The sequence below is a fragment of the Skermanella pratensis genome (assembly GCF_008843145.1).
GTDB lineage: Bacteria > Pseudomonadota > Alphaproteobacteria > Azospirillales > Azospirillaceae > Skermanella > Skermanella pratensis.
In genome coordinates, this window is record NZ_CP030265.1 from 585,672 (window position 1) to 612,195 (window position 26,524).

The following is a 26,524-nucleotide window of genomic DNA, read 5'->3' on the forward strand; positions in this document are numbered from 1 at the left end:
TCAACGCGCGCTGCTCTTTGGACCGGCCGAAGCATTGAACCATTCCGCGGTGACGCGCAAGGCGTCTTCCTGCGACCAAAACGGTTGCCAGCCCAGGGTTCCGCGAATGGCCCGGTCGTCCAGTTCGAGGGATGCCGCCAGCCGGTCGAAGGCGTCGCCGCGTCCGATCAGGTTGAGCGCGGTTCGCAGCAGGGACGGCGGGACGTCGAACAGGCGCGCCGGCCGCCCCAGGGCGCGGGCGATGGCGCGGATCAGGTCGGGCGTCGACAGCACCGTGCCGTCGTGGACCAGGAAGCGGTGGCCGGGAGCGCCCCGGTGCTCCGCGCAGAGCGCGATGGCGCCGGCCAGGTTGTCGACGAAGATCAGGCTGCGCCGGTTGCGGATCGCGCCGAGCGGCAGCGGCGGAGCACGGCGGCAAAGCGTCAGCAGCCGCCGGAAATTGGCCCCGACGCCGGGGCCGTAGACCAGCGGGGGCCTGATCACGACCTGCTCCAGCCCGGTGCGCGCGGAGACCGTCTCCAGCGCCTGTTCCGCTTCCAGCTTGGAGATGCCGTAGGGGGAGGCCGGCCGGGGCGGGGTCGTGTCCGTCACAAGCTCCTCGGCGCCGTTCTCGGTCACCGCCTTGATCGTGCTGACCAGCACCATGCGGCGTGCCCCGGCTGCCGCCGCGGCTTCCGCCAGCCGGCGCGTGCCCTCGGCGTTGACCCGCCGGTGCAGGGCGAGTGCGGCGGCGGGATCGCCCTCCTCCTCCGCCTGGTGGACCCGGGCCGCGAGATGGACGACCGCGTCGATCCCGGCGAGGGCGCCGGTCCAGTCGGTCTCCGGGCCGATGTCGCCCACCGCAACCGTGTCGGGAGCGGGGTGGGCGCCGGGACGGCGGACAGCGGCGCGGACATGATGGCCCCGGCCGGCCAGGATCGGAATCAGCGAGGATGCGACGAAGCCGGTCGCTCCGGTCACCAGGATGCGCATCATGCCCTCCCGGCCGTACGGGGCAGCAGGGCGAACAGGGCCAGCACGATCAGGGCGCCGGGCACCAGCGCCACCCAGCCCACGGTCACCGACGCGGCGGCCAGGGCGACCAGGCCGGCATTGGCCGCGAGAACCCACAGCACGACGCCGGAGTGGCTGCGGCCGGCCTGGACCGCGCGCTGGTAGATGTGCTCCCGGTGGGGCTGCCAGATCCTCTTGCCCGCCGCCAGGCGGCGCAGCAGCGTGAAGGTGGCGTCCGCCAGGAAATAGAGCGGGACCAGCAGGGCGGCGGCCCATTCGCCCGCCCCGGCGGCGCCGAGCAGGAGCCAGCCCAGCAGGTAGCCCAGCGGAACGCTCCCCACGTCGCCCATGAAGACCCGGGCGGGATGCCAGTTCCAGCCGAGGAAACCCAGCGCCGCCCCGACCGTCGAAAGCGCCAGCCAGAGCGGCACGACCCCCAGCCCCGCCGTCACCGAGACCAGCGCCAGCCCAGCGCCGATCGAGGCGGCCTCGCCGCCCGCCAGCCCGTCGATCCCGTCCATGAAGTTGAACAGGTTGACGAACCAGAGCCAGCAGAAGCCCGCCGCCAGCCGGTCCGCCCACAGGGGCAGCCAGCCCTGGAAGACCAGGTCGTGGCCGGGCAGCGCCGTCAGCCCGACGGCCACCGCCGCGATCTGCGCGGCCAGCCGGAACAGGGCGGGACGGCTGCGCCGGTCGTCCATCCAGGAGACGGCGATCAGCCCGGCGGCACCGGCCAGCACCGGTCCTATGCGGTCGAAGGAACCGACTATCCAGCCGATCAGCGCGAAGGCGGGCAGCAGGGTCGCCATGATGCCCCAGCCGCCGCCGCGCGGCGTCGGCACGGTGTGGCTGCTGCGCTCGTTGGGGAGATCGAGGATCGCGTTCCGGCGCAGGTACTGCACCATCATGCCGGTCGCCATGTAGGACAGGGCGGCGGTGCCGGCGAGCAGGGCGGTTTCGAACAGGCCAATGGCATCGGTCATCGAGAAATCCGGGCGGGACGCCCCAGCGTGTGAAAGGCGATCATGCGATGCCGTGATAGTCCTTGTACCACGCCACGAACCGGGGAATACCCACTTCGATCGGAATAGTGGGCTCGAAGCCGAGATCGCGCCGGGTCGCGTCGATGTCGGCGTAGGTCGCGGGCACGTCGCCGGTCTGCATCGGCTCCAGGTTCTTGAGAGCGGTGCGGCCCAGCGCCTGTTCGATCACCTCGATGAAGCGGAGCAGACTCTCCGACCGGTGATTGCCCAGGTTGTAGAGCATGGAGCGTACGCCGCGCTCGTCGGGAGCGGGCGGATGCCCCAGCGCGGCGACGATGCCCGCCACTATGTCGTCGACATAGGTGAAGTCGCGCTCCATGCGGCCTTCGTTGAACACCCGAATCGGCCTGCCGGCCATGATCGCGTCGCAGAACAGGTAGGCCGCCATGTCCGGCCGGCCCCAGGGGCCGTAGACCGTGAAGAACCGGAGCCCGGTCGCCGGCAGCTTGTGGATGTGGCTGAAGCTGTAGGCGATCAGCTCGCCCGCGCGCTTGGTCGCGGCGTACAGCGATACCGGATGGTCCACCGGATCGTCGATCGAGAAGGGCAGCTTGGTATTGGCGCCGTAGACCGAGGAGGAGCTGGCGTAGACGAAGTGTTCAAGGGAATCCAGGTTCCGGGCCGCCTCCAGCATGACCACCTGGCCGACCACGTTGGCGTCCGCATAGGCGTACGGGTTCTCCAGCGAGTAACGTACGCCCGCCTGCGCCGCGAGGTGGACGATGCCGGCGACCGGTCCGGACGACCCCGCCCGCTTCAGCGCCGCGCCGACCGCCTCCCGGTCGGACACGTCGGCCTGGATGAAGGTGAAGCCGGTCCGGCGGGCCAGCCGCTCGAGCCGCGCGCGCTTGAGGTCCACGCTGTAGTAGTCGTTCATGTTGTCGATGCCGACCACCTGGTCGCCGCGGGCCAGCAAAGCCTCGGCGACATGTGAGCCGATGAAGCCGGCGACACCGGTGAGAAAGATCGTCATCCAGGACCTCGGTCGAGTTCAGTACGGCCGCTTTATGACCCAGCCCACCCGGTAGTGCCAGCGCAACTCGGTCATAGCCCTTCCGAATCGGGACCGTGCGGGTCGAGCTTCCTCCGAATCGGCTCAGCCGCGCGTTCCGGCGTCGCGCGGCGCGAGTGCGGGCAGCAGGCGGCGCGGCAGGAGCGGCGGCGGGATGCCGACCCGCTGCCAGGCCATGACCGCCATGGCGATCTGGCTGCCGAGCAGCGACAGGGTGGTCATGGCGGCGGCGCCCTCGATCCCGAAGGCCGGGATCATGACCAGGTTCAGGGCGACGTTGGCCACGGCGGCGCAGCCGAGCGCCCGCATCGCCTGCTGCTCGTGCCCGGTCATGGTCAGCATCAGGTGGCTCGGGCCGATCACGGTGCGCAGGCAGATGCCGACCATCAGGATACGGGCGGCGGCGGCGCCGTCGACGAATTCCGACCCGAACAGGCCGAGGATCCAGGGAGCGAGTACGATCAGGGGAACGCCGATGACCAGTGATCCGGCGAGCGTCATCAGGGTGGTCGTCCGCATGAAGGCGGCCAGTTCGGTCCGCTCGCCCCGGGCGTAGTGGGCGGCGAACGTCGGGCCGACGATCGCGCCGACCGCCAGGTACGGGAACAGCACCAGTTCCGCCACGTTGCAGGCGATCACGTAGACGCCGGCGTCGGCGGCCGTCATCAGCCAGCCGATCATCAGCACGTCGCTGCGTTGAAGCAATAGTTGGCTGCCGCCGGTAAGCCCCAGGACGAACGCTGAGGCGATCCAGTCGCGCCGCCGGAAGACGGCGCGCGGCGCGGAGGCGGGCAGCACCGCGAGGCGCCCGCGCAGGTACAGGATCAGGGTGAGCGCGCTCGCCCCGCCCAGCGCCACGAAACCCATGACGGCGGGCGGCGTCAGCGCCACCGAGAGACCGGTCGCGGCACCCACCAGGAGCAGCACGACGGCGTCGCGCATGAGTCGTTCCGGCGCGGTGCCCAGCACCACCTGCCCCTGTCCGTACAGGACGGCGGCATTGAGCCTCAGCATGGCGAGCAGGGGCAGCACCACGAAACCGGCCAGGAAGGTGGCGCCGAGCTCCGCCGGGATCCCCGGCTGGAGGGATATCAGAACCGCGCCGAGCGCCGAGATCGCGATGCTGAGGCCGCCGACCAGGCCGGCGGCATGGCGCAGGACCCCGGCGAGCAGAGCCCACTCCTGCCGCGCCCGGTGCGCCGCGACGCTGCGCATCATCAGCATGTCGTGACCCATCACCGCGACATAGACCAGGATGTTGATCCAGGCCATGGCGTAGGCGAAGTGCCCGTAGCCTTCGTGGCCCAGCAGGCGGGCGAGCACGATCTGGAGCACCAGGGCCTGGGCCATGCCCGCGACGTTCAGCGCCATGACGCTGCCGCCACCCCGGGCCAGCCGCAGGAACGCCGGGTTTCGCGTGATCAGAACAGGAAGTCGAAATGCCACCGCGATAACCGAAACCTGCGAAAACCGGGACCCGTGCCGCTGCCGGAAGCTTACGCGGCGGAGAATGCTGTCGCGCGGAGGGGGAAGTCAATGCGGCTGGGCGCCTTTTCCATCGTTACCCATAAGGTGGTCCCGCTTACCGATGATTGCGCTTGCCCCGGACGGGCGCGGGCTTCTATTCGAGATCCCGGCGTTCTTCTTGAACCATCGTGATCACGGACAGTCAGGCGGGGGATCGGTTCCGGTGTGTGGCATCTGTGGTTTCGTCGAACCTTCCGGCCGCCGGGCGCCGGAATCCCTGGTGCGCGCGATGGCGGACGCGCTGGCCCACCGCGGCCCGGACGGCGACGGCGTCTGGGCCGACGAAGCCGCGGGCGTCGCGTTCGGCCACCGGCGGCTCGCGATCGTCGACCTGTCGCCCCTGGGACGCCAGCCGATGGAATCGGCCGACGGCCGGCTGGTGCTGACCTTCAACGGCGAGATCTACAACTACCGGGAGCTGCGCGCCGACCTGGAAGCCGGCGGGCTGCGCCTGCGCGGCCAGTCCGACACCGAGGTGCTGGTCGAGGCCTGCGCCGCCTGGGGCGTCGGGCGGACGGTGCGCCGGCTGATCGGCATCTTCGCCTTCGCCCTGTGGGACAAGTCCGTCCGGCGCCTGACGCTGGTCCGCGACCACCTCGGAGTCAAGCCGCTCTACTGGGGCCGGGTGGGGGCCGACGGCCGGGGCGAGGGCTCCGGTGCTGCGGCCGGCGGGGTCATGTTCGCGTCCGAACTGAAGGCGCTGCGCGTGCATCCCGGCTGGTCGCCCGGCCTGGACCGCGGCGCGCTGGCGTCATACCTGCGCTTCAGCTACGTTCCCGGGCCGCACACGATCTACCGCGGCGTGGCCAAGCTTCCCCCCGGCTCGATGCTGACCTGGGAACCGGGGACGGAGCCCCGGACCGAGCGTTACTGGGACATGCGGGCGGTGGCCGGGGTTCCGCCGCGCGACCTCGACCCGGCGTCGGCGACGGCCGAGCTGGAGGCGCTGCTGGGCGACGCCGTCGGCAGGCAGATGGTCGCGGACGTGCCGCTCGGCGCCTTTCTCTCCGGCGGGGTCGACAGCTCGACGGTGGCGGCGCTGATGCAGGCCCGGAGCGGCCGGCCGGTGCGGACCTTCTCGATCGGGTTCGACGTGGCGGGCTATGACGAGGCGGTCCACGCGAAGGCGGTGGCATGCCACCTGGGCACCGACCATACCGAGCTCTATGTCGGCCGCGACCATGCCCGCGACGTGATTCCGCGGCTGCCTGACCTGTTCGACGAGCCTTTCGCGGACAGTTCCCAGATACCGACCTACCTGGTCTCCGAAATGACCCGCCGCCACGTCACCGTGGCGCTGTCGGGCGACGGCGGCGACGAGCTGTTCGCGGGCTATCACCGCTACTTCTGGGCGGATGCGGCGCGCCGGCGGCTGGACCGTCTTCCGCGCGGCCTGCGCGGATTCGCGGCATCGGCCTTGTCGGCGCCGCCGGAGAGCGCCTGGGACCGCGGCTTCGGGCTGCTCCCCGGCAGGATCCGGCCCGGCCGCGCCGGCGAGCGGATGCACAAGCTGGCGGCGCTGCTGGCGGCGTCGGGACCGGACGAGGTCTATCGCGGCCTGCTGTCCCACTGGGACCCCGCGGAGATCGTCAGGGGGGCTGAGGAGCCGCACGGCGTCCTGTGGGACGGCTCGGTCGCCGGGGAGATCCCCGACTTCCTCCGGCGCATGCAGTTCCTGGACACGGTGACCTACCTTCCGGACGATATCCTGGCGAAGGTGGACCGCGCCAGCATGGCGGTCGGGCTGGAGGCGCGCGTGCCGCTGCTCGACCACCGCGTGGTCGAGTTCGCCGCCCTCCTGCCGGCCTCGCTCAAGGTGCGCGACGGGCAGGGCAAGTGGCTGCTCCGCCAGGTGCTCTACCGCCATGTCCCCCGGGAATTGGTGGAACGGCCCAAGATGGGCTTCAGCGTCCCGCTCGACGGCTGGCTGCGCGGCCCCCTGCGCGACTGGGCGGAGGATCTGCTGGACGAACGGCGGCTGGCGGAGGACGGCGTGCTCGACCCCGGGCCGGTCCGCCGCCGCTGGGCGGAGCACTTGGCGGGCACGCACGACCATCGGGACAGGCTTTGGAGCGTCCTGATGTACCAGGCATGGCGGCGGCGCTGGCTCGACCGCGATCCCGACCTGGGGGTGCTTGGGGAGGCCGGCCCGGAAACGCGGCCGCACCCGACAGCGGCGGCGGTCGGATGATCGGAAACTAGGAACAGAGATTCCTCGGAAGGTTCAAGTATTCCGTCCCGTTTTTCTAATCCGAACGGGCTGCCGCGTATGATGTCCGCGCCTAACCGAAAAGGCATATTGCCTTTGTCATTATTACGACGACCTGCCAGGGCACTTAGATTAAGCCTGTTTGATTATTGACGGAGTTGGGTGCGCTCGTTAGCTATGGTGACGATGCCAACTGCTCGAATGTTTTGTTTACGAGACGAGCCTGCTCCGGACGGACAGGCATCGAGCAGGTCTAATGTGCGTGGCCAGCCCCGTAAGCGACGAGAAGAGGGCCTGATTGAGTGGTCGGCACTGACAAGCGAAACATGCCCGACGGCCGGAAGCAGAACCTTCTCCTCTGGTATTGGGGCAGGCGAGGCGGTGGAGCCCATTATTGCTTGGAAGTTGCACGTGAACTGTCTAGGCGAGACGAATTCAACCTGCACTTGTCGATTTCCCGCAACTGCGATCTTTACCGCGAGATGAAGGAGCTGGGCCTCCCGGGGCTCGATGTGGACACCTACTGCGACGTCGGATCCGCGGTCATGGCCCTGTCGCGCGTGCCGGGAATCAGGCGCCGCTTTCAGGACTATCTTGAAAAGCACGAGATCGACCTCGTCCTGTGCACCATGCAGCACCTGTGGAACCCGTTCATGCTGCCGGTCATCCGCCGGGTGGGCGCCCGCTACGTCGTGACGATCCATGACGCGGCGCTCCATCCGGGCGAGCGCTTCCTGCCGTACCAGTGGTGGCTGGACTGGGAAATCCGCCAGGCCGACGGCTACGTGGTGCTGAGCGACCATGTCGGCAGTGTCCTGCGCACCCGCCATGGCACCGCGATCGACCGGATCGCCGTGGCCCCCTGCGGTCCGTTCAACCAGTTCACCGACGCCGGGAGGATCTGCCGGCCGGCCGGCGAGGCCAGGGCGCCCCGGCGGCTGCTCTTCTTCGGCCGGATCATCGCCTACAAGGGGCTGGACCTGCTGCTCGACGCCTACGGCCGGCTGAAGACCACGTATCCCGACCTCAGCCTGGCCATCTATGGCGACGGCGACCTTTCGCCCTACCGGGCCGCCCTGGAAGGGCTGGCCGACGTGACCGTGGAGAACCGCTACATCGCGGAGGAGGAGCTTCCGGCCATCCTTGAGGAAGCCGACCTGATCATCCTGCCCTATCGCGAGGCCAGCCAGTCCGGCGTCCTGGTCCTGGCCGAGGCCGCCGGTCTGCCGGTGGTCGGCACGCCGACCGGCGCGCTGGTCGAGCAGATCGTCCCCGGCGTCAACGGCCTGATCGCCACCGGCATCAGCGGGGAGGCCCTGGCGGTCTCGATCGGCCGGTTGCTCGACGACCCCGCCCTCTATCACCGCTGCGTCCAGAGCATCTCCAGGAACGCCGAGGACCGCTGGTCGGAAGCCGGCGACCGGATCTCCCGTTTCCTGCTCGGCTCGATCCCGTCGGCCCAGCCGGCGCCGCGTTACAGCGCGGCTCCGGGGCCCGCGCCGGAAAGCCGCCTGCCGCTCCGCCGGCAGGTGCGCTGACGGACCATGGCGGCATCACTCCCGATGACGGTATCGCCCCGTAACGCCGCAGGTTCGCTGTGGCGGAGCCTGCCGCCCGGACTGCGCCGGTCGCTGCTGTTCGGCACCACCCGGCTGGCCGCCCCCGGCGCCCGGATGCCCGGCCCGCCGCCGGCCGAGCCTGTCGTCGTGGTGGGACCGGTCTCCAGTGCCACGGGCCTTGGCGAGGGTGCGCGGCTCTGCATGCGCGCGCTCCGCGCACAAGGGCTGGACGTAAGGGGATTCGACGTCAGCCCGGTCATGCTCGGCGGCGATCCGGCGGAGCCGATCGATCTCGGCGCCGCGGTCGGGCCCGGACCCGGCACCGTGATCCTGCACGTCACCGCGCCCTTGGCGCCGCTCGCCCTCCTGATGCTGGGGAGGGGGTGGTCAAGGCCAAGCGGATCATCGGCTATTTTGCCTGGGAACTGCCCGATCTTCCCGCCGACTGGATCGCCGCCCTGTCCCATGTCCACGAGATCTGGGTTCCCAGCCGGTTCACCGCCGACGCGTTCCGGCGGCATACCGACCGTCCGGTGCGGATCGTGGCCCATCCGGTCGCGGCGCCGGGCCGCACGCGGCCGGCAGGCGGGCAGGCCGGCGCGCCCTTCACGGTGCTGACGCCGTTCAACATGGCGTCCGGCTTCACCCGAAAGAACCCGGTGGCGGCGGTCCAGGCGTTCAAGCTGGCCTTCGGAGGGGTTGCCGGGGCGCGGCTGATCCTGAAGACGCACCATGTCTCGGCCTATCCGGCCGGCCGCGGCCAACTGGTCGAGGCGATCGACGGCGATCCGCGCGTCAGCATCCTCGACAGCACGCTGGACCGGACGGAACTGGACGCGCTGATCGCCGGTAGCGACGCCGTGATGCTGCTGCACCGGTCCGAAGGGTTCGGCCTGCCGCTCGCGGAGGCGATGGGGCACGGCGTGCCGGTCGTCGCCACGAACTGGTCGGGCAATACGGATTTCATGGATTTCGAGAATTCCCGCCCGGTCTCCTATTGGCTGGTGCCGGCACGCGACCCCCAGGGGAGCTACCACTACGCCGACCAGCTCTGGGCAGAGGCGTCGGTGGAGCACGCCGCCCGGCAACTCAGCCTGCTGGCGGAAAGTCCCGACGCCTGCGCCCGGATGGGGACGGCCGCCACCGCGACGATCCGCCGGTTCTGTTCGGCCGAGGCCTATGCCGGAACCCTGCGCACATTGCTGCTGACCGGCGCGGAGGTTGGCGCAGAGGTCTAGGGGCGGCCCCTCGATGGTGCGACGCGGTGTCCGACTTCGCCGGCCTGACGCCGCTGCCGGCCCGGCTTTCCTATGGATCGGGGACCGGGTCGGGGCGGGGGATTTGAATGCCATGGTCTGCCCCGCGGAGCGGCGCCCCTGCCTTGAGGGACCCCGGCAGCGGCGCATCACCCCGGTCCACCCGCTTGCCGTCGTCGCCCGTGCGCATTCCAAACGCGAGATCCCGACACGATGACCTTCATCTCCTACGCCCAGAATTACGAAGACATCATGCTGTTCCGCGCTTTGCGCGGGATCGCGCAGGGCTTCTACGTCGATGTCGGTGCCAACAGCCCGGACGAGCATTCCGTCACCCGCGCCTTCTACGAGCGCGGCTGGCGGGGCATCAACATCGAGCCGGTCCTGGACTTCCACCAGCAGTTGCTGGCGGCGCGACCGCGCGACATCAACCTGCCGATCGCCATCGCCGACCGGACCGGGTTCGTCGAGTTCCACGAGGTGCCAGGCACCGGCCTTTCCACGATGAGCCCGGAAGTCGCCGAGAACCACCGCGCGGCGGGCTATCCCGTCGTGAAGCGCAGCGTCGTGGTCGAGACGCTGGACGAGGTGTTCAGGAAGCATGTCGGCGGCGACGTCCATTTCCTCAAGATCGACGTCGAGGGACTGGAGGATTCGGTCCTGCGGGGGCTTTCCCTGGAGGAGGTCCGGCCCTGGATCATCGTCGTCGAGGCCACGGAGGTCCTGAGCCAAGTGCAGACCCATGCATCCTGGGATCCCAGGCTGAAGGAAAGGGGTTATTCCTTCGTCTATTTCGACGGACTCAACCGCTTCTACGTGGCGGACGAGCATTCCGGCTTGTCCCGCTCCTTCCAGAGCCCGCCCAACGTCTTCGACGACTGGATGCGGATCGGCGACCGCCAGGCGCACGACAGGGCGAACCTGCTCGACGCCAGACTGCGGGAGGAGCAGGAGGCCCACAGGGGCGAGATCGAGATCCTGAAAGCCCGGGTCGAGGAATGGAAGACCCGGGCCGAAGCCGGCCAGGTCGGCGAAGCCGCCCGGCGGGCGGAGGAGGCGGCGCGCCGGCTGGAGCTGGAAACACGCCTGGGCGAGCTGAGGCGCCGGGTGGCCGAGCTGGAGCACGCGTCGGCCATGGCCAAGCTGCACCTGGACGCCAAGCCGGCCGGTTCCTCCTGGCGCATCACGGCGCGGATCCGCGGGATCAGGGCGGCGTTGGCGTCCGGTGCCAGGGCCATGGGTATCCCGGGAGGGGTGAAGCCGGCGAAATCCCTGGTCGGCCGTGCCGTCCACTGGACGGCGCGCCAACCCATGATCAAGCGCGCCGCGGTGGCCGTGCTGGCGCGGAGCCCGGCGCTGGAGCGCAAGGTCCGCTCCCTCGTGGCACCGCCCTCGGGGGTGTCGGCGACCGCCGTGGCCGACATCCCGCAACCGCGCCGGCCGGACGGCTCCGGCCCCGCAATCGTCTCCCGAAGCCCGTCCCCGGCGGAAGTCATCGTCGAAACCGCTTTCCGACGCGCCCTTGCGCGCGCGCGCTGACCGGAAGAAGCCACCATGCGTATCGTCCTGGACCTGCAATCCCGCCAATCGCCGAGCCGCGTCCGCGGCATCGGGCGCTATTCCCTGGCCCTGGCCCGACATCTGGCGAAGCTGGCGACGGACCACGAGATCATCGTCGCCCTGAACGGGGCGCTGCCCGACACGGTCGACGCGGTCCGCGCCGACCTGGACGGAGCCGTCCCCGCGGAGCGGATCGTGACCTGGTCCCAGCCCGGCGGCGTCGGGTCCGTTACCGGGGACAGCCGCTGGCGCGCTCGCGCCGCGGAGCGGCTGCGCGAGCGGTTCCTGGAGTCGCTGCGGCCGGACATCCTGCACGTCTCGAGCCTGTTCGAGGGGCTGGGCGACGATGTCACCACTTCAATCGGGGAGGTCGCCGCCGACATGCCGACGGCGGTCACCCTGTACGACCTGATCCCGCTGGTCCGGCGCGACGTCTACCTGGCCAACCCTGCGGTGGCCGACTGGTACGAGCGCAAGCTGGCCTCGTTGCGGCGCGCCGACCTGTGGCTGGCGATCTCCGACCATACGCGGCGGGAGGGTATCGAGCTGCTGGGCCTGCCGGAGGACCGGGTACGGTCGATCTCCTCCGCGGTCGACCCGATGTTCCGCCCGGTGAAGCCGGCCGACGAAACGGCGTTACGGCGGCGCTACGGCCTGGAAAAGCCGTTCGTCCTGTATACGGCGACCATCGAGCCGCACAAGAACGTGGAAGGGCTGTTCACGGCTTATGGGAAACTGTCGCCGCCGGTGCGGCGGGCCCACCGGCTGGCGATCGTCTGCCGGATCGACGACCACAACTTGGCGCGGCTGAACGCCGCCGCCCGCCGCGCCGGCCTGCGCGACGACGACTATGTGATCACCGGCTACGTTCCGGACGAGGATCTGCTGGCGCTCTACGGCATCTGCCGTCTCTTTGTCTTTCCGTCGCTTCACGAGGGCTTCGGCCTGCCGGCGCTGGAGGCGATGGCCTGCGGCGCTCCGGTGATCGCGTCGGATTCGACCAGCCTGCCGGAGGTGGTCGGCCGCCGGGACGCCCTGTTCGACGCCGGGTCGCCCGAGGCCATTGCGGGCGCCATGGAGCGGACCCTGGGCGACGAAGGCTTCCTCGCGGAACTGCGCCGGCACGGCCTCGCCCGCGCCCGCCTGTTCGGCTGGGAGAGCACGGCGCGCAAGGCGCTCGACGCGTTCGAGGAGTTGCATGACCGGCGCCGCGAAAGCTCCCGGGCCGCCGTGCGGGCGCCAATGCCGAGGCGTCCCCGGCTGGCCTTCGTCTGTCCGCTGAAGCCGGAGGAGAACCGGTTTTCCAGCCACGCCGGCGCGATCCTGCCGGAGCTGGCCCGGTACTACGACATCGAGTGCGTCGTGCGTCAGGACCTGGTCGAGGACGGCTTCGCGCGGTCCAGCCTGCCGATCCGCTCCGCCGCGTGGTTCGCCGGCAACGGGGCGCGTTACGACCGCGTGCTCTATCACCTGGGCGACGACGCCGACCTCTATCCCTGGGTTTCGGAACTTCTTCGCCAGTGGCCGGGCACCGTCGCGCTGCATGACGACCGCCTGGGCGGCGCGCTCTCGCGCCTGCGGCCGGCGGATGGGCAACCCGATCCCTGGATCGCGGAGCTTTACCGCTCCCACGGCTGGACGGCGGTGATCGAGCGCCTGAGAGCGGAAGACCCCGAAGCCGTCGCGGCGACGTATCCGTGCCTCGGCTCGATCGTCGAAACTGCCGCCGGGATCGTCCGGGCCGATCCGGACCGGAGCCCGGCCCGCATGGCCGGGCTCTACCGCGACGCGCTGGAAGAGCATGCGGAGAGTTCCCGGCTGGCGCGCCTGGACCGGCTGGCCGACGACGTCATGGCGATCTCCACCCCCGACGCCCCCGGCCCCGAGGATTGGGAAAAGGTGCTGGCCAGCGCCGCCGAGAACCTTGCCCCGGCAACTCCGGTCCGCCAGCTCCTGGTGGACGTGTCGGAACTGGTGCAGCGCGATGCCGGCACCGGCATCCAGCGGGTCACGAAGAACATCACCCTGAAGCTCCTGGAGAACCCGCCGGCCGGCTTCCGCGTCGAGCCGGTCTTCGACGACGGCTCCGGGGGCTTCCGCTACGCCCGCGCGCTGACGGGAAAGCTGATCGGCCTGCCCGGCCAGGGTCTCCGGGACGACCTGATCGACACCCGGCCGGGCGACGTGCTGCTGGGCCTGGACCTGGTGGTGCACCAGATCTCCGGACGGCAGGAGTTGAACCGTCGCCTGCGGCACCGCGGCGTCAGCGTCTTCTACGTCGTCTATGACCTGCTTCCGGTCCTGCGGCCCCAATGGTTCCCGCCCTTCCCGCTGTTCCGCACATGGCTCCAGGCGATCTGCCGCGAAGCGGACGGATTGGTCTGCATCTCGCGCTCGGTGGCGCAGCAGCTGCTGGACCACCTGCCGGAACTGGATGTCGAGCGATTGACGCCGCTGAAAATCGGCCATTTCCATCTCGGCGCGGATATCGATACCAGGGCGGGTGCGGTATCGGACGCGGTGGCATCGCTCCTGGAGCGGCCGACCCTGAAGTTCCTGGTGGTCGGCACTGTGGAGCCCAGGAAAGGGCATGACCAGTGCCTCGCCGCCTTCGAGGAGCTGTGGGCCGCCGGCGCCGACATCGACCTCGTGCTGGTCGGCAAGCAGGGATGGATGGTCGACGACCTGGCCGGCCGGATGCGCGGCCACCCCGAGGCAGGCAAGCGGCTCCACTGGCTGGACAAGGCCTCGGACGCCGATCTGAACGCGCTCTACGCGGAATGCACCGCGCTGCTCGGCATGTCGCAGGACGAAGGCTTCGGGCTGCCGCTGATCGAAGCCGCCAAGCACGGCCAGCGGATCGTCGCGCGGGACATCCCGGTATTCCGGGAGATCGCCGGCGACCATGCGACCTATTTCTCCGGGACGGAAGGGCATGACTTCGCGGCGGCGCTGTCCGCCTGGATCGAGCGCCACCGGCGCGGCGAGGTCCCGGACACGGCGGCGATGCCATGGCTGACCTGGACCCGGGCCGCCGAGCAACTCGTCGACGTCATCCTTCATGGCCGGTGGGATGCGGCATGGAGTCCGGCCCGGCTTGATCCGCGGCTTCCGGCGGACGGCGATGGGCGGGAGCCGACTTCAGCCGAAGGAACGGCCGTCGCGGGGGGCGGCGGGCGGGGGACGGCGCGCTTGGCGCGACGTGCCTGACGCGACGCGCCCGAGCCGCCGATTCGGATGCCGGGGCAAGCCGGATGCATCGGCGTCGTCCGCTAGAACCCGGTCAGCCCATGCAACTTGATATTGGGTGGATAATATGACATTGACCGGCGTACAGAACATCCAACGTAGCGCGGGACAATGATCGTGCTGGTTTTCGTCGATGTGGATTGTTTATACGCCTCCCACGGACAATGCCTTTGTGAGCAAGGGGAAAAATAATGAAGCGCGCGTTGATTACTGGCGTTACCGGACAGGATGGGGCCTATCTGTCTGAACTTCTGCTCGCCAAGGGGTATGAAGTTTATGGCATGCTGCGGCGGAGCAGCTCGGCGGAAGTGGTGGATGCGCGCCTGCGGTGGCTCGGAATCGAAAAGGACATCAGGTACGTCGACGGAAACCTCACCGATCTGTCCGGACTGATCAGAACCTTCAAGGAGGTCAAGCCGGACGAGGTGTACAACCTCGCGGCACAGTCTTTCGTCAAGTCGTCCTGGCAGCAGCCCCTCCTGACCGGCACGGTGACCGGCCTGGGCGCGGCCAACGTCCTGGAGGCGGTCCGCCTGGAGTGCCCGACCGCGCGCTTCTATCAGGCGTCCTCGTCCGAGATGTACGGGTTGATCCAGGAGCCCGTCCAGAATGAGACGACCCCGTTCTACCCGCGCTCGCCCTATGCCGCCGCCAAGCTGTACGCCCACTGGATGACGGTCAATTACCGCGAGAGCTTCGACCTGCACGCCAGCAGCGGCATCCTGTTCAACCACGAATCCCCGCTGCGCGGGATCGAGTTCGTGACCCGCAAGGTCACCGACGGCGTCGCCCGGATCAAGCTCGGCCTGGAGAAGGAGCTGCGGCTCGGCAACATCGACGCGAAGCGCGACTGGGGGCATTCGAAGGATTATGTCAGAGCCATGTGGCTGATGCTTCAGCAGGACGTGCCCGACGATTACGTGATCGCGACCGGGCGCACGACGACCGTTCGCGACATGTGCAACATTGCCTTTGACCATGTCGGCCTGAAGGCCGACGATCATATCGCGATCTGCCCGGATCTGTTCCGGCCGGCCGAGGTCGATGTCCTGCTGGGCGACTCGACGAAGGCTCGGGAAAAGTTCGGCTGGATCCCGGAAATCGGTCTTGAAGAGATGATCCGCGAAATGGTGGACGTCGACCTTCAACGTGTCCGCCAGAACATGAAGTAGGAAGCACCGTGTCGTCGGAGGCATTGCCGCTCAAGGTCCTGGTCACTGGGGGAACCGGTTTCGTTGGACGTCACCTGGTCCTCGCCTTGGAAAAGGCGCTGCCCGAAGGGAGCGAGGTCGTCGTCGGCAGCTCCCGGCCGGACTTCTGCCCGACAGGCGAGACGGGCTGGTCCGGCCGTATTCCGGTGCGCCCGGTGGCGCTGGACGTTACCGATGTGTCGCAGGTGAACGCCGTTATCCGTGCCGAACAGCCGACGCATCTGGTGCACCTGGCGGCCATCGCGGCGGTCACGGCCGCCAGCCGGGACCCGCGTTTCGCGTGGGGCGTCAATCTCAACGGCACTTTGAATGTCGCGCTGGCGGTTGCCGGCGAATGTCCTTCGTGCCGCATTCTGTTCAGCAGCAGTTCGGAAGTCTACGGCGCCAGCTTCAAGGCTGGCGTTCCCCTGGACGAGGGGGCGCTGTTGCAGCCGGCCAACCCCTATGCCGCCAGCAAAGCGGCGGCCGACCTGATGCTCGGACAGATGGCGCTGCAGGGGATCGCCGTCACCCGGGCCCGGCCGTTCAACCACACCGGTCCGGGCCAGGACGAACAGTTCGCCATTCCGTCCTTCGCCGCTCAGATCGCGCGGATCGAGCTTGGGCTGCAGGAACCCGTCATCCGCGTCGGATGGCTGGACAGCATCCGGGACTTCCTGGACGTCGGCGACGTGGTCGCCGCCTATGTCCGAATCATCCTGACGGCCGACCAGTTGCCGCCGGGGTGCATCATCAACCTGGCCTCGGGGACCGGCCGGCGGATCGGTGATCTGCTCGACAGGCTCCTGTCCATGTCCGGAACCCGGATCGAACTCGTGAAGGATCCCGCTCGGTTCCGCGCCAGCGACACGCCCTCGGTGGTCGGCGACAGCAGCCGGGCCCGGCTGCTTCTGGGCTGGAAGCCGGAGCGCGACATGGACGATACCCTGCGTTCGGTGCTGGATTACTGGCGGACCCGCCTGGCCCGGAGGGGATGACCGGGCCAGGCGGCCCGGGACCTCGGTCCTTCAGCGGGCCGCCGTTGCGACCTGGCGGATGACGGCCGCCAACTGGTCGCGGGCCTTCTCCGCCATGGCCTTTCCCGCCGTGTCGCTCTCGTGGATGAATGTCGTGAAGATCCGCGCCCTGTTGATGTAATAGACATGGCGGAATTCGGTCGTGCGCTCCGGCAGGATGCACGCAGCCTCTCCGACTCGGAGGGTGATCTCGCGCAACTGCTCGACCGGTCCCAGCGACGACCTGAACTCTCCCGGGCAACTCTTCTTCAGCACCTCGACATAGGTCTCGGTCAACTCCGCGAGGGCGCGGTTGTCGATGATGCTGACCTCGCGGATACCGCCGAACACCTGTCCGTACTTCCAGGCGAAAGTCGCCGGCCGCTGGTCAGGCGGAACCTGATCGAGCGAAACCGGAACGATCCCGGCCATGCCGGCGGCGGACAGCAGGTTGACCAGGACGTCGGGCAGGACCGGTCCCGGGACCGGCGGAGCGGCGGTCGGTGCCGGGACTGGAGCCGGCGCGGCTTCGGCGGGAGGGTCTGGCGGAGCAAGGACGGAGGCGACGGTCACCGCCGGGGACTCGGCGGCGGATGGCGGGGTTTCCAGGGCTGCCGGCCCTTCCGCCCTGTTTTCCGGGAGGGCGGACGGCACTTCCGGGGGGCTGCCGCGGGAGCCGCAGGGCTGGCTGCCGGCGGTGATTCCGCCGCCGTGGGGGCCGCTCCCGTCGCGCCTGTCGGGTCCGCGGCGGGACCGGCGGTGACGGCGGCGGCCGGGCCGGGACCAGGAACGGGAACGGGAACGGCTACCGGCGGCGCCTCGGCGACCGTCACCGCCTTCGCCACCGATTTGCCGGCGGACTGGACGCAGGCGTTCAGGTTCATCAGGGCTGCGCCGCTGCCGCGCAGGCTGAGCGACAGCGTCACTTCGGGATTGTCTATGGTCAGCGTGTTGCCCTTGCGGACGGCCTCGAAGAAGGACGGGTCCTTGCCGAGAGCGACCGCCAGGGCGGACGGTCTGGTGACGAGGCCCGATCCCTGCCGCGCACCGCGCTTGTCGACCGTCAGCTTGGTCGGCAGCAGGGATTTTGCGTTCAGCCTGGGTTCGGGCAGGCCGACGATCACGACGACCTCGTCGGCCCTGTTCTTCGCGATCAGCAGGGCGTGCCCGTTGTCGTACCGCGTGCCCGCGGCGCAGTAGTCGAACTCGCCGCTTTCCCGGGAGACAGCCGTGACCGCCCAGTCCTCGGTCGGGAGCGAGGCCGCAGCCGTCCGCTTGGCGGCGGACTTCTCGGATGGCACCTTCTCGGCGGCCCGCGCGGGCCCCCCCGCCATGGCGGGTCCAAGCGCCAGCCCCAGGCCGATGGCCCACATCATCCAGTGACTCATGACTATTTTCCCAGGTGTCATCGCTGTTCGCATGTTATCGAGGCGGGGCCGGCCGGGACGGCGCGGCCGTGCAGTCGGGGATTTGCCTAAGCACCGCCGGCCATTGCTCCAGCCAGCCCTTGTCGTGGCTGGCATCGGCGACCGGCAGGATCCGGAGACAGGCATCGGCCGCTGCGCGCCGGGCATAGCTGTCGGCCACCAGCCGGGGCACGACGCTGTCCCGACCGCCGACCAGGTGCAGTTGCGGCGTGGCGCCCAGGCTGCGGGCCGACTCCGACGGATCGAGTGAGCCGGACAGCGGCGAGATCCGGTGGTGGGCGGTCCAAGCCGCCGTGGCCAGGTTGCCGGCGACGCTGACCACGGCGGCCACATCCCGCCGACGGGCCGCGAGCAGGACGACGGCGCCGCCGCCGCCCGAATAGCCGATCAGCACCAGCCGGCGGGGGAGTGCCGGAACCACCCGGTCGATCGAGCCGTCGAGCGCAGCGATCACCGATTCGGCGAGGCGGCGCGACGTCCAGAACCCCGGCTCGCACGAGTCGCGGGATCCGGCCGGCCGGAACTGGCAAGGCCGTCCCAGGTAGACGACGTTGGGTCCGCCGTCCCGCGCGGCGAGCCGGAGCGCCAGGGGGTTGAGCGGCGTCGGGTCGGATGACGGGTCGGAGGGAGACGACCAGGCGTAGCCGTCACCCTCGACATAGACGTGCACGGTTTCGCCCGGTGAGTCGAGTCGCGACCAGACGGCGATGTCGAAGCCGCCGGAGCGCACGGTGGACCTGGTCAGACCGCCTATTGCGGCGATCTCGGCCGCGGCCGACCCGCGCTCGGCCGGACTGGCGGTGCAGCCGGCGACGAGAAGGGACGCCACGGAGACCGCGACGGCGAGGCGCCGCCGCGGCTTCGGGGAGGCCAGCCGCCGGAGCGCTCCGGCGATGCGGTCAGTCGCGGCGGATTTCATGAAGCCTGTTCCGGATCTCGGGTGTCAGGGGGACGACGCGCTCGATGCCGGCGTCCACCGCGCGCAGCAGCCGGGCCTGTCCCAGGTTGCCCCATTGGGCGGTCGGGGCCATGGCGATGCCGGTGAACCACAAGGCGACGGGATCGTCGGGGTTGCGCAGCAGCAGGTCGTTGCCGACGCGGATCGCGACCGGGCCGTTGTTCGACGTCACCAGCAAGTCGAGGAAGGGGACGGACAGGTCGACCCGGTTGGGCATCTGGTCGAGCAGGGCGAACAGCTTCTGGCTCCAGGCGGGGACCTCCCACTCGCGCAGGCGGTCGAGTCGGGGGTCTCCCATCTTGGTCGCCAGCTCGTCGCGCATGATCAGCGTCAGCGATTTCAGGCGGGTGCTCGACGGGAGATCGGCCGCGTGGCGGTCCACCGCCCTGAGCAGGGTCTCGAACCAGAAGACCTCGCCGTCGGTCAGCGGCTGTCCGATCTCACCCTTGGCGGCGAGATCGTTCGTCAGGTCGAGCGCGATCCACCACAGGTGCGAGCCGCCCTGCCCGTGGTCCCAGAGCAGGTATGCCGGCATGTCGAAGGCCGGCGGCCGGCCGGCCCTGATCACGGCGAGCAGCCGCTCCGAGTCGGCGGCCACCCGGAGGGCGAGTGCCGACCCGGCGGCGAGCGTCACCGCGACGATCAGCGCGATGCCGGCCGCCAGGTGACGCGATGCCGCGGCGCCCGCCGGGTCGCGTCGCCGCCTCACCCCGCCGGCGGTCGCGGCGAAGGCGACGGCCTGGAACGGAACCGCGACCGGCAGGGTGAACCAGGCCGCCAGGAGCCCGGCGACCGCCACCCAGACCGCGCACAGCAGTGCGCGGGACCGCCGGCGGGCGCACAGGATCGCCGTGACCGGCAGGGCCGCCATCAGGATGCCGCCGGGCAGCCCCGCCGACAGGGTCGCCTCGATATAGGTATTGTGGGTGTGGAAGGCGCCGCCGCCGGTGTTGCCGAGAGACTGCTGCCAGGTCTCGGTAACGGCGCGAACGTCGCGCACCCGGTCCAGGAAACCGTAGAGGATGTCGTTGAACGAGCCCCAGCCGGCGCCGTGCACCAGAAGCATCGGATCGGAACGGAGCGCCTCGAACGCCACCAGGATCATCTCGGTGCGCGACAAGGGCGACTCGAGTCCCTTGGCGGTGCCCAGCCAGTACATTCCCGCCGGAACCGCCACGGTCAGGGCGAGCGCCGTCAGTGCCGCCAGGAAACGCCAGGAACGTCCCGTCCCGATCGCCGGCGCGAGAACCAGCATGACGGGGATCACCACCGCCGCGATCCCGATCGCGGTCTTGTTCTGAGACGTCGCGACGATGGCGCTGCCGAGCGCGAGGGCGGCCAGCGCCCGCAACGGACCGGGCCCGGACATCGCGCGGCCGGCGACCGGGCCGAGTCGGCGGGCCAGCCGCGCCGGCCACCGGAGGCTCTTGTCGCTCGCGACGATGGCGATCACGAACAGCCCCAGGAGCGCCGCGAACTCCGGCCAGACGACCGGCCGCCAGGGCGAGCCGATCGGTTCGCTGACGTTGAGGAGCAGCAGGATGACGCCGGAGACCGCCGCGGAGCCCACGATGGCCTGACGGACCCGCCGGCGCTGCCATACCGCTAGGGTGAGCGCCGTCAGGACGGCGAGGGACGCGTACCACAGGACTCCTTCGCCGGTCTGCGGCGTTCCCATAGCCGATCGCATCGGGAGGGGGCCGCCAGCGACGCCGCCGCCGACCAGAGCGCCAGGGCCGAAGTCGCCAGGGTCAGGGGATGGGTGAGGGCCGCCGTCACCGGGTAACGCAGCGCGGACATCAGCGCGAGGCACAATGTCGCGGCCGCCGCGCAGGCGAACAGCGCCGCGACCACCGGTTCTGACTGGTACCACACGCCGAACGCGAACGGCTTGAGCGCCGGCAAGAAGATGAAGAACGACAGCGACACGATCGTTCCGCCCATGGCCGCCAGCCAGGACGGCGCCGCGCCGACGGATCGGTCCGCCGCTGCCGCGGTGATGCTCTCGGTCGAAGACATGTCCGAAACAGGGGATTTGGCAGGCACCCGGCTATCCTCTCAGCGGTCCAGTGGAGGCCGCGCATGAATCAGGCGGACATCACTATTGACGCGAGTATTTAACGTTGCCTTAACGCTGATTTAAACGTGGAAAAGGCACGATGACCCCTGCGACGGCGTGCAGGGACGGGGTCACATATCCGGATAATCAGCCCATGACTGTGATCCGAAAGCCATAAATCCGAACAGCGGCAATGCAGCGCACGCAATACGATTATCCGGCCTTGATAGTTTTCCGGAGATTGTTTACTCATGATGGCACGCAGTTCGGAATTTACAGAACTTTGCCGCATTCGCCGCAGGGGGCACATATATGTTGATCAATAGACGTCGTAGGCAGCAGGCGGTACTGCTTGCAACCACATCGGTATTCGCGTTCAGCGCGGTATTCTCCGGCGTTGGCAGCGCCTATGCACAGGTTAAGTCCGTCACGCCGGTTGCGACCGTCAGGACGACATCCAACATCGCCGCTTCCGAAACGGTCGTCGGAACGGCGGACAAACCCGTGGCGATCGAGCTGATCGGCGGCGGCACTGTCGAGAACAGGGGCACGATCCGCGGCTTCGCGAACAGTTCCGCCATCGTCGTGACCGGCGTCGCCTCCGCCGCGACCAAGATCGACAACTACGGCACGATCGAGGCGAGCGGCGATTACGACATCGCTGGGCGAAAGGTTGCTGCCATTTATGTCGCCAGCCGGGCCGATATCATCAATCGCTCGACAGGTGTGATAAGGGGCACCAATGGGGCCGACGGCATCGTCGTGACCAACGTCGCCAACGGTGACGTGGGCGGCACGACGATCACCAACGAAGGGTTGATCTCCAGCGACAGCGGCAACGCGATCTCCGTCTACGGGGCGATGCGCAGCATCACCAACAGCGGCACGATCATTTCGCAGACCGGCACCGCCATCTATCTCGGCGCGAACGGCTCGATCTCGGACGGGATCACCAACAGCGGTACGATCCAGGGCGGCCCGAACGACGGCTCCGGCAAGGCGATCGACGCCTCGCTCAGCTCGGCCCCCCTGACGGTGATCAACTCCGGCACGATCGTCGGCCAAGTCCTGTTCGGGTCGGGCAACGACGAACTGCGCCTGCTCGGCGGCAGCATCACCGGCAACGTCAGCGGCGGCGCCGGCACCAACACCGTGAACGCGCTGAGCGGCACCTCCACGCTCAACGGCAGCATCGCGGGCTTCAGCGCCTTCACCATCGCCTCGGGCGCCAAGGTCAACCAGAACGGCTCCATCGCCGCGACGACGGTGACCAACAACGGCACCCTGGACGTCGGCAGCGCCACCCGCACCATCACCGGCAACTACGTCCAGTCCTCGACCGGCACCCTGGCGGTCACGATCACCGACGCCGCCCAAGGCATGCTCTCGGTCAGCGGAACGGCCAGCGTGGACGGCAAGGTCGCCCCGAACACCTCGTCGCGGACCACCGCGATCGCTCCGGGCGCCTCGATTACCGTCCTCGAGTCGACCGGCGCGCTCACCATCGCACCGACCGCCGGAGTGGACGGTTCGAATGCGATCGAAAAGTTCGAGCTGTCGCGGTCCGGTAATCAGCTCCGGATCACCCGCGAAACCGGCATCGCCCCGGATTCCGATGTCGTCAAGGCGATCGATACGATCACGAAGGGCGGGTTCGCAAGCAGCAGAAGCCCCTCGGTGGCAGCGACGGCCGCAGGGCTCCAGACCGCCCTTACGACGCTCGTCAACAACTTCGATGCGACCACCAACACGACCGGTCTCCAGAGGCGCATCACCACCCTCGGTACGAACAACGCCCTCGGCAGCATCCTGTCGATCCTTCAGAACCAGTCCATCGCCGGCGGCGCCAATCTCTCCTCGACCGAAATCGCCGCCCTCCTCACCAATTTCCTCGAGGAGACCGTTCCCGACTTCAACATCTCCACGACCAGCGCCGGTGTGACCAACCTCATCGGTTCGTCATCGACCACGACGATCAGCAACCGAGTCGCTTCGCTCCGAGGGGTCGACAGCCAGACCGGCATGGCCGCCGGTGACATGGTGGGCCGCGGCATCGACATGTGGGCGCTGCCTTACCTGTCCACCTTCACCCAGGACAAGAAGGATAACTACGCCGGCTACGAAGCCGACAGCCGCGGCGTCACGGTGGGCGCCGATACGGTCATCGCCGACAACCTGCGTGTCGGTCTGGCAATCGGTTATGCAAACACCGACATCGACGGCAAGGACTCCTCGGTCGGCGACAGCTCCGATATCGACAGCTATCAGGCGACCCTGTACGCCAGCTACAATCCTGCGCCCTGGTATGTCGATGTCCAGTTGGGCTACGGCTTCAACAAGAACGATCAGGTCCGCAAGACGTCCTTCACGGATGCGGCTACCGGCGCCACCTCGGTCGAGAACCTGACCGCCGACATCGACTCGTCGTCCTACCGCGCCCGCATCGGCGGTGGCTTGACCAAGTCGATCGGCGGCTTCGACCTGACGCCGAACCTGTTCTTGCAGTACGTCTACTCCGAAACCGACGGTTACCAGGAATCCGGCGTGTCCGGCTCCCGGATCGCCTCGTCCGACACCAGCTCGTTCCAGGGCGGCATCGGGCTGCGCATCGCTTACCCGCTCGCGATCGAAGGTGGACGCCTCATCCCCGAACTGCGCGTCGGCTACACGCGTGAATTCAACGATGATGCTCCGGCCACCACCTTCGCCATGGTCAATCTTCCCGAACTCGGGCTGCAGACCATCCGGGGGCCAAGCCGAGCCAGAACATCTACAATGTCGGCGTCGGCCTGACCTTCCTGTCGAACGACAAGCTGAGCATCTCCGGCAACTACGACTACCAGGGAACCGACTCGAACGACGGGCACGTCGGCTACCTGCGCCTCCGCTACAAGTTCTGATGCGGACGCTCACGTGAGCAGCGGCAGGGGCTCCATCCTTCGGGATGGGGCCCTTGTCGTTTTCACCCCAGACTCGAGGCGATATGCCCATGACCGGCATCAGGTCCGATGGGGTCGGGCCGCTCGTTCGGTTCCTCGGTGCGGTGCGGGTCGGAGCGTTGGCCGTCGCTGTCCTGCTACCCCTTCGAGCGGTCGCGGAGTCCCCGGGCGAGGCGGCGTTGGCCGACCGTCTGTCACAGGCCGCGGTCGCCAAGGCGGTCGGCATCGAAGCGCTTCTCGTCCCGGCGAACCTTCTTGAAACGGAGGCGTTCGACGTTCCCGAAGCCGCTCCGCCCCTCCTGGCGGAGATGCTTCGACAACCGTTCGAGACTGCAACCGGCGGCGCCGAGCTCGCCGATGAGACCGCCCGGCAACTCGGCCTGGGAGATGCGGCGAAAACTTTCGAGTCGTGGGGCCGCCGCGACGGAGCCGTCCTCTCGCGGGCCGGCCTCCAGGCACGCCTTGCGGACTACGCGGCGACCACGGCGAACCTGCTGGCGGAGCTTCCCGGCGCGCCCGCCTGCTGCGACCTCCCGCCATCCTTGCCGATCTGCGCGCCGGCGGACCGGGTGTCGCCACCCTGGCGGCCATCGGGGCGCCGCGACAGGGGAGGGTGCCCGGCGACTCGCCCCACGGCTTGCCGCCGCCCTGGAGGCGCTTGTCGGCGACCTGGCCGGGTTGCCTGCCGATGCGGCCGGCGACGGCTTCGTCCTGGACGGCTCCCGAGGACGGATCCTGGTCGGCGGACCCGGTGACGACCGCCATCGGATCGATCCCGGCACGATCCTGGTCGTCGATCCCGGCGGCAACGACACCTATGAATTCGCCGGCCCCGTGATGGGCAATCAGTTGACGGGCGGCCAGTTGACGATCGTGGACCTGAAGGGAGATGACCGCTACCGCGGCGATCCCCTGGCGATCCGCTCTCTCGTCGCCCTCGTGGACCTCGACGGCGACGATATCCATGAGGGCGGTGTCGGGACACAGGCCGCGGCCCTCGGAGGTGTCGCCATCCTGATAGACCGCGCCGGAAACGACCGCTACGTCGCGGAAGCCTTCGGCCAGGCCGCCGCGGCGCTGGGCGTCGCCGTGCTGATCGACGGATCGGGGGACGACTCGCGCGGGATCGGCGACCGCGGGCAGGGGTTCGGACAGGTCGGGGGGACCGCGCTCCTGTGGGATCTCGACGGCAATGACCGCACCCAGGCGGCCGGGCCGCGCGACACCGTCGGCCGCGACGGGCGCCTCAGCCAAGCCCAGGGCATGGGGACCGGGATCCGGGCCAGCCATGGGGGCGGCGTCGGGATCCTGCGCGACGACGCCGGGGACGACACCTACGTGCTGGAGATGTTCGGACAGGGCGCCGGCTACTTCACCGGGATCGGGGTGCTGGCCGATGGCGCCGGAAACGATCGGTACGAGGGGCTCCGCTACGTCCAGGGCGCCGGCGTCCATGGGGCGGTCGGACTGCTGGCGGACCGGGCCGGCGACGACCTCTATGTCGCCCGCCATGGCGTCGGGCAGGGCATGGGCCTGGACATGGCGCTGGGCGCCCTGCGGGACGGCGGCGGCGACGACGCCTACGAGGCCGGCAGCCTGGCCAGGGGGCCGGGACGGCGAACGGCATCGGGGTCCTGCTGGACGGCGGGGGTCGGGACAGCTTCTCCCTTGCCGCCGAGGGCTGGGGGCGCGACCATGCCGCGCGCGGCCTGCCCGGGTCTCGTTCCTGGTCGGCGCCGGCCCGGAGGACCGCTTCCTGACGAACGGCGAGGCCGTAGCGGTCGACCTGGGCCGTGCCGACGGCCCGGCCGGCGGTCCGCCCTATCGATTCGATCCTCCCGGCGACTATGCCTGTCCGGCGGCCGTACCTCCGGTGCCGGAGGCCGGGGAGGACCTGACGGCGCTGATCCGCCGCAGCGCCCCGATGCAGGGTGACGGTGCTGAAGCGCTGGCGGCGTGGGCGGCCTTGGGCGGGTTGCTTCCCGGCGGGATGCCTGTGCTGCTCCGGGCGGTGCCCGACCGCGACTTCGCGACCGGCTTCGCCCTCCTTCAGGCGGTCCGCTGCCATCTGCTCGACGCTGGCCCCGGCTATCGGTCGGCGGTCTGGGCAGGGGTGCTGGAGGACCTGGATGCCCGCCGCCCCGTCAGCCAGCCCTGGCTTCACGCCCGCCTCGCCGGTCTCGCGAGGCCCGCGGAAAGCGGGTCGGCCAGGGCGGGCGTCGATCGGCTGGCGGCGCATCCCGCCTGCTCGGCCCGGGTCGGCGCCCTGGAACTGGCGGGCGGTGCCGTCGCGGCGGGTTCGGCGCCGGCGTGGCTGGCGGACCTCCTCGCCGGCATGCTCGGGGACCTCCTGGAACGGCCCGCCGAGGCCCGTTGCCTGCGCCTTGCCGCCGCCGCCCTGCGCCTTGCCGACCGGATCGGCGACCCCGCCCTGGCCGGGCGTGCCGCGGAACTGGCCGCGGTCCTGCCGCCCTTCCTGGCCGACCCCGCGATCCGGGCAACCCTCCGCCCGACCCCCTGAGGGCGG

At 69.5% G+C, this 26,524-nt stretch carries 20 protein-coding genes; 10 read left to right on the top strand and 10 right to left on the bottom strand.

The features are described from left to right. The 4 genes from DPR14_RS02675 to DPR14_RS02690 all read right to left on the bottom strand — a co-directional run bounded on the left by DPR14_RS02675 (position 1) and on the right by DPR14_RS02690 (position 4,494). Positions 1 to 975, bottom strand: a complete 975-nt coding sequence (locus tag DPR14_RS02675; RefSeq protein WP_246148749.1) for an NAD-dependent epimerase/dehydratase family protein — start codon at positions 973 to 975, stop codon at positions 1 to 3. Further along, complete coding sequence (locus DPR14_RS02680; RefSeq protein WP_158043792.1) at positions 972 to 1,976, bottom strand: MraY family glycosyltransferase; 1,005 nt, start codon at positions 1,974 to 1,976, stop codon at positions 972 to 974. Before DPR14_RS02680 ends, DPR14_RS02675 begins: the two co-directional genes overlap by 4 nt. Positions 1,977 to 2,016: 40 nt before the next feature. Continuing rightward, complete coding sequence (locus DPR14_RS02685) at positions 2,017 to 3,009, bottom strand: NAD-dependent epimerase/dehydratase family protein (RefSeq protein ID WP_158043793.1); 993 nt, start codon at positions 3,007 to 3,009, stop codon at positions 2,017 to 2,019. Between the two features lie 123 nt (positions 3,010 to 3,132). Further along, positions 3,133 to 4,494 carry a flippase gene (locus tag DPR14_RS02690; RefSeq protein ID WP_158043794.1) on the bottom strand — a complete coding sequence of 454 codons (1,362 nt, stop codon included), beginning with the start codon at positions 4,492 to 4,494 and terminating at the stop codon, positions 3,133 to 3,135. A 244-nt stretch (positions 4,495 to 4,738) separates the two neighbouring features. On the opposite strand from DPR14_RS02690, the gene asnB reads away from it, so the two are divergent. The 7 genes from asnB (at position 4,739) to DPR14_RS02725 (ending at position 16,596) form a co-directional block, all read left to right on the top strand. Beyond that, positions 4,739 to 6,766 carry an asparagine synthase (glutamine-hydrolyzing) gene (gene asnB, locus DPR14_RS02695; protein WP_192499233.1) on the top strand — a complete coding sequence of 676 codons (2,028 nt, stop codon included), beginning with the start codon at positions 4,739 to 4,741 and terminating at the stop codon, positions 6,764 to 6,766. A gap of 344 nt (positions 6,767 to 7,110) precedes the next feature. Beyond that, entirely contained in the window at positions 7,111 to 8,322 is a 1,212-nt protein-coding gene (locus tag DPR14_RS02700) for a glycosyltransferase family 4 protein (RefSeq protein WP_158043796.1), read from the top strand. Positions 8,323 to 8,726: 404 nt separating this feature from the next. Further along, the gene (locus DPR14_RS02705; RefSeq protein ID WP_158043797.1) at positions 8,727 to 9,581 is read left to right on the top strand and encodes a glycosyltransferase family 4 protein; all 855 of its coding nucleotides are present in this window, start codon (positions 8,727 to 8,729) and stop codon (positions 9,579 to 9,581) included. 231 nt (positions 9,582 to 9,812) lie between these two features. Further along, positions 9,813 to 11,138 (top strand): FkbM family methyltransferase, encoded by a 1,326-nt coding sequence (locus DPR14_RS02710; RefSeq protein ID WP_158043798.1) that lies wholly within the window; start codon positions 9,813 to 9,815, stop codon positions 11,136 to 11,138. A gap of 15 nt (positions 11,139 to 11,153) precedes the next feature. Next, positions 11,154 to 14,369, top strand: a complete 3,216-nt coding sequence (locus tag DPR14_RS02715) for a glycosyltransferase family 4 protein (RefSeq protein WP_158043799.1) — start codon at positions 11,154 to 11,156, stop codon at positions 14,367 to 14,369. Positions 14,370 to 14,599: 230 nt separating this feature from the next. Next, positions 14,600 to 15,580 carry a GDP-mannose 4,6-dehydratase gene (gene gmd, locus DPR14_RS02720; protein WP_158043800.1) on the top strand — a complete coding sequence of 327 codons (981 nt, stop codon included), beginning with the start codon at positions 14,600 to 14,602 and terminating at the stop codon, positions 15,578 to 15,580. Positions 15,581 to 15,588: 8 nt separating this feature from the next. Continuing rightward, on the top strand, positions 15,589 to 16,596 hold the full coding sequence (locus DPR14_RS02725; RefSeq protein ID WP_158043801.1) for a GDP-mannose 4,6-dehydratase: 1,008 nt from the start codon (positions 15,589 to 15,591) through the stop codon (positions 16,594 to 16,596). Between the two features lie 30 nt (positions 16,597 to 16,626). Here the strand turns inward: DPR14_RS02725 and DPR14_RS02730 are convergent, their stop codons facing one another. The 5 genes from DPR14_RS02730 to DPR14_RS02750 are packed head-to-tail and all read right to left on the bottom strand — an operon-like array spanning position 16,627 to position 21,045. Beyond that, the gene (locus DPR14_RS02730; protein WP_158043802.1) at positions 16,627 to 17,187 is read right to left on the bottom strand and encodes a hypothetical protein; all 561 of its coding nucleotides are present in this window, start codon (positions 17,185 to 17,187) and stop codon (positions 16,627 to 16,629) included. Further along, positions 17,184 to 18,002 carry a hypothetical protein gene (locus tag DPR14_RS02735; protein ID WP_158043803.1) on the bottom strand — a complete coding sequence of 273 codons (819 nt, stop codon included), beginning with the start codon at positions 18,000 to 18,002 and terminating at the stop codon, positions 17,184 to 17,186. The genes DPR14_RS02730 and DPR14_RS02735 overlap by 4 nt, the downstream gene beginning before the upstream one ends. 34 nt (positions 18,003 to 18,036) lie before the next feature. After that, the gene (locus DPR14_RS02740; RefSeq protein ID WP_158043804.1) at positions 18,037 to 18,960 is read right to left on the bottom strand and encodes an alpha/beta hydrolase family protein; all 924 of its coding nucleotides are present in this window, start codon (positions 18,958 to 18,960) and stop codon (positions 18,037 to 18,039) included. Then, positions 18,941 to 20,677, bottom strand: a complete 1,737-nt coding sequence (locus DPR14_RS02745) for a hypothetical protein (RefSeq protein WP_158043805.1) — start codon at positions 20,675 to 20,677, stop codon at positions 18,941 to 18,943. Before DPR14_RS02745 ends, DPR14_RS02740 begins: the two co-directional genes overlap by 20 nt. Further along, positions 20,620 to 21,045 (bottom strand): hypothetical protein, encoded by a 426-nt coding sequence (locus DPR14_RS02750; RefSeq protein ID WP_158043806.1) that lies wholly within the window; start codon positions 21,043 to 21,045, stop codon positions 20,620 to 20,622. Before DPR14_RS02750 ends, DPR14_RS02745 begins: the two co-directional genes overlap by 58 nt. A gap of 517 nt (positions 21,046 to 21,562) precedes the next feature. Here DPR14_RS02750 and DPR14_RS02755 point away from each other — a divergent pair. Then, positions 21,563 to 23,851, top strand: a complete 2,289-nt coding sequence (locus tag DPR14_RS02755) for an autotransporter family protein (RefSeq protein ID WP_192499234.1) — start codon at positions 21,563 to 21,565, stop codon at positions 23,849 to 23,851. A gap of 340 nt (positions 23,852 to 24,191) precedes the next feature. On the opposite strand, the gene DPR14_RS28600 is transcribed toward DPR14_RS02755, so the two are convergent. After that, positions 24,192 to 24,317: a hypothetical protein gene (locus DPR14_RS28600; protein WP_281352670.1), complete on the bottom strand. Its 126-nt coding sequence runs from the start codon at positions 24,315 to 24,317 to the stop codon at positions 24,192 to 24,194. A gap of 358 nt (positions 24,318 to 24,675) precedes the next feature. Here DPR14_RS28600 and DPR14_RS02765 point away from each other — a divergent pair, with 358 nt between their 5' ends. After that, positions 24,676 to 25,932 (top strand): hypothetical protein, encoded by a 1,257-nt coding sequence (locus DPR14_RS02765; RefSeq protein ID WP_158043808.1) that lies wholly within the window; start codon positions 24,676 to 24,678, stop codon positions 25,930 to 25,932. Continuing rightward, on the top strand, positions 25,871 to 26,518 hold the full coding sequence (locus DPR14_RS02770) for a hypothetical protein (protein WP_158043809.1): 648 nt from the start codon (positions 25,871 to 25,873) through the stop codon (positions 26,516 to 26,518). The genes DPR14_RS02765 and DPR14_RS02770 overlap by 62 nt, the downstream gene beginning before the upstream one ends. Positions 26,519 to 26,524 lie beyond the last annotated feature (6 nt).